At 66.8% G+C, this 2,971-nt stretch carries 5 protein-coding genes; 3 read left to right on the forward strand and 2 right to left on the reverse strand.

The genetic code is table 11. From position 1 onward, the window contains the following. The first annotated feature begins 89 nt into the window (after nt 1-89). Nucleotides 90-389, forward strand: a complete 300-nt coding sequence (locus AABM41_09695) for a hypothetical protein (protein ID MEK6192570.1) — start codon at nt 90-92, stop codon at nt 387-389. Nucleotides 390-563: 174 nt separating this feature from the next. Here AABM41_09695 and AABM41_09700 read toward each other — a convergent pair whose 3' ends face one another. Then, complete coding sequence (locus tag AABM41_09700) at nt 564-896, reverse strand: hypothetical protein (GenBank protein MEK6192571.1); 333 nt, start codon at nt 894-896, stop codon at nt 564-566. Nucleotides 897-1,063: 167 nt separating this feature from the next. Next, nucleotides 1,064-2,209, reverse strand: a complete 1,146-nt coding sequence (locus AABM41_09705; GenBank protein MEK6192572.1) for a winged helix DNA-binding domain-containing protein — start codon at nt 2,207-2,209, stop codon at nt 1,064-1,066. Between the two features lie 142 nt (nt 2,210-2,351). Here AABM41_09705 and AABM41_09710 point away from each other — a divergent pair, with 142 nt between their 5' ends. Both AABM41_09710 and AABM41_09715 read left to right on the forward strand, forming a co-directional pair. Then, nucleotides 2,352-2,699: a UBP-type zinc finger domain-containing protein gene (locus tag AABM41_09710; GenBank protein MEK6192573.1), complete on the forward strand. Its 348-nt coding sequence runs from the start codon at nt 2,352-2,354 to the stop codon at nt 2,697-2,699. 98 nt (nt 2,700-2,797) lie between these two features. Continuing rightward, nucleotides 2,798-2,971: MOSC N-terminal beta barrel domain-containing protein (locus tag AABM41_09715; GenBank protein ID MEK6192574.1), on the forward strand; the 174-nt coding region annotated here is incomplete at its 3' end.

Consider the following 2,971-nt stretch of genomic DNA (forward strand, 5'->3'; position numbering starts at 1 on the left):
CCTGCGACCCGCTGCTTAGAAGGCAGCCGCTCTGGTCCACTGAGCTACGGGGACCCGGACAAGAATAGACAGGCTAGACTCATCGGGCCATGGCCACGGAGTCCTCAGGACCGCCGCCCCAGCTCCAGCCCACGCAGCTGGAGATCGACAAGGGCCTGCTGCGTGACGAGGACCTGCTGAACCCGGAGCACCTGCGGCGCATGGACCAGACCCTCCTGCGCCGGAACCTGGATCACGCCCGGATCACATCACGCAAGCTTTCCCTTCAGTTGCAGCAGTTCGTGCACCTGTACACCCCCGAGGCCAACGAGCTGCGGCGTCGAATCGAGAAATACCTGCTCATGGAGCAGCTCATCGAGACCGAGATGGCGCGCCGCCACACCTACTGAGCCGCCACACCTAGTGAATTGTGGATATCTGGGCGCCCCAAACAAGCCAACGTGGATAACTCGCCAGGGCGCGAACGGCGGCTGAGACCGGACCGCTAGACCGTCAGACCGGATCCGATCCGGAACCTCGTTGGACGCCGATGGGGGCGGCGCGCGCGGCAGCGGGCGTTCAAGCTAGTCGCCGAGCGGACCCACGACGGTCGCTTCGCGCACGTCGGGCAAGGCGGCCACCACCTCCCCCACCCAGCGGGCGAGTCGCGGCATCTCGAACAACGAAAAGGTCACGCCATAGGCTTCGAGCTGCTCGAACCCCCATCCATTGAACTCGCGCCGTGCGGCAACGACCCACATTTCGTCATACAGGTCGGGCCACGCGCGCGGACGGCGGTGGTGGCAGAAGCGGATGAACTCGGCCACCTCGGGTGGCGGCGCGGCGGGCGGGTCGCTGTCCGGCGGGCGCTCCAGGGAAGCGTCGACGACCGGGTAGGCGGGATCGATCTTGACCACGGCGAGGAGGCGACTCGATAAGGACGGGATGGATGAGGACGACCGGACACCGATCCTAGGCGTCGGGGGCGAATGGTAGGAGCCGATGGCGGCGCCCGGAAGGGGTGATGTCCACCAACTTGTCCACATTCCTTTCCACCGATGGCTCCCGGGTGGACAGGTGGCCGTCAGGCGGTGGACAGACGCTGAAACTGGACTTCACGGGTCTCGGCACCGGGCTCGACGAAGGCCAGCAAGCGCTCGCCCTCGTTGGTCACGTCGTCGAGATCCGACTCTGACAAGGGGTCCAGGAGGCCAATCCGGAGGCTCGCGCGACCGGGCTGGCGGGCCATCCGCCACGTGGCTCGTGCAAACCCATCGATGAGAATCGTTCCGAAGCTGCCTACATACGCCGCGGCGAGCACCCGCCGGCGATCGTCGTCATCGATGATCCGGCTGCGGTCGTCGTGGGAAAGGACGACGTTGTCGTATTCGGGCAGGAAACGGACCGGAGCGGGCGTGTCCGGGTCGGGAATCGGTGCATCGGGCACGTCCCACAGCTCCCGTCCGGATTCGTCGCGAAAGGTACGTAGGCGGGGCCGAAGGCGCTCGATAACCTCGCGGATCCCGGACAGCCCACACCAGGTTCGAATATCGCCAACCGTGGCCGGACCGAACGCGGCCAGGTAGCGCAGGATCACCGGTTCCGGGGACGTATCGGTGGCCAGCGGGCGACCCAGCCATGCTTCGATCGTGGCCCACTTGGCCTGGCCAGCGCGTTTCCAGACGCCTCTCGGCGGAACCTGTGCCAGCGGCAGCAGGTACGTGACCGCCTGTGCCAGGGAGGCAGGATCGCGATCCGGCCACCGGGGCCCGAGAAGCGTTCGGAGCTCGGCGCGCGTCCTCGGCCGCTCCTCGATCATCGCCCGGCCGGCGGCCACCACGGCGTCCAGATCGACGCCAGCCAGGTTGCGCCCAAACGGGCTCTGCGAAGAGAACGTCCGGCGCAGGACCGGGCGCATGACGAGGTACAGCTCGAGTGCGTCACGGTCCGTGACCAGGTGGATGGTGGCGCGCATCAGCGGCGCCCGGAGCGCGCGACGCTCGGTGATCAGCAGGCCCAACTCCTCGGGATCGAAACCTTCGAGACGCGACCAGAGCGCGACATACGGATCGGCGGGAACCTGTGCCTGAAGCCCTACGAGATGCTCGATCACCTCCGGGACCGGACGCGTCTCGCGGCGAAGGAGCAGCTGGCGAGCCAGGAGGGCGCGATTCAGCGTCCGGCGATCGAGGGTGGCGGGGAGGGCAGATGGCGTCATGAGAATTGGCATCACTATGCTTGGTGCGTGGCGCTCGGGTCACGCGACGGCGGACAAGGTCACGCTCGACTGCACGTTTGGCCAGGAGCGAGCCGAGCCCTGAAAAACTCCGAACTGCATACTTCGAACCGCTATTTTGGTGAATGGGTGATCAATGTCGGCTGAGAACGAGACCGATCCCGCGGTCCCGCCAAGCGGGTCGGGCTGCGTCGAGTGCCTCGCCTCCGATGGCTGGTGGTTTCACCTCCGTCGTTGCGCTCGGTGCGGTCACATCGGCTGCTGTGACTCATCGCCGTCCCAGCACGCCAGCCACCACGCGGCTGCGGCCGGCCATCCCATCATCCAAAGCTACGAGCCGGGTGAGGACTGGTTCTGGAATTACGCCACCGAGGAGTTCGCGGACGGTCTGCCGTTGGCTCCCCCGCGACATCACCCGCTGGATCAGCCCGTGCCGGGACCGGCTGGCCGCGTACCGCGCAATTGGGAATTGCAGTTGCACTGACGCTCTTCCCCCGCAGCGTGCGTTCGCTGTGGCAGGAATCGCGCCGTATCGTGGAGGGCACGCGAGCTAGGACAAGGCCGAGACCCGGAGGGACGGATATGCCAGCTGACGTGGTCGCGACCGTCGTTGCGCTGTGGCGCTATCCCGTGAAGTCGATGATAGGGGAGCAGCTCAACGCGGGCGAGGTGACCGACCGTGGCCTGCTGGGCGACCGGGGGTACGCCCTCGTCGATCGCGAGACCGGCAAGGTCGCGAGCGCGAAGTTCCCGCGC

The organism is Chloroflexota bacterium, from assembly GCA_038040195.1.
GTDB lineage: Bacteria > Chloroflexota > Limnocylindria > QHBO01 > QHBO01 > DASTEQ01.

What these genes read in the sequence shown, in the direction of transcription:
- AABM41_09695 (MEK6192570.1), top strand. Translation starts at nt 90, where the DNA reads ATGGCCACGGAGTCCTCAGGACCGCCGCCCCAGCTCCAGCCCACGCAG.
- AABM41_09705 (MEK6192572.1), bottom strand. Translation starts at nt 2,209, where the DNA reads ATGCCAATTCTCATGACGCCATCTGCCCTCCCCGCCACCCTCGATCGC.
- AABM41_09710 (MEK6192573.1), top strand. Translation starts at nt 2,352, where the DNA reads ATGTCGGCTGAGAACGAGACCGATCCCGCGGTCCCGCCAAGCGGGTCG.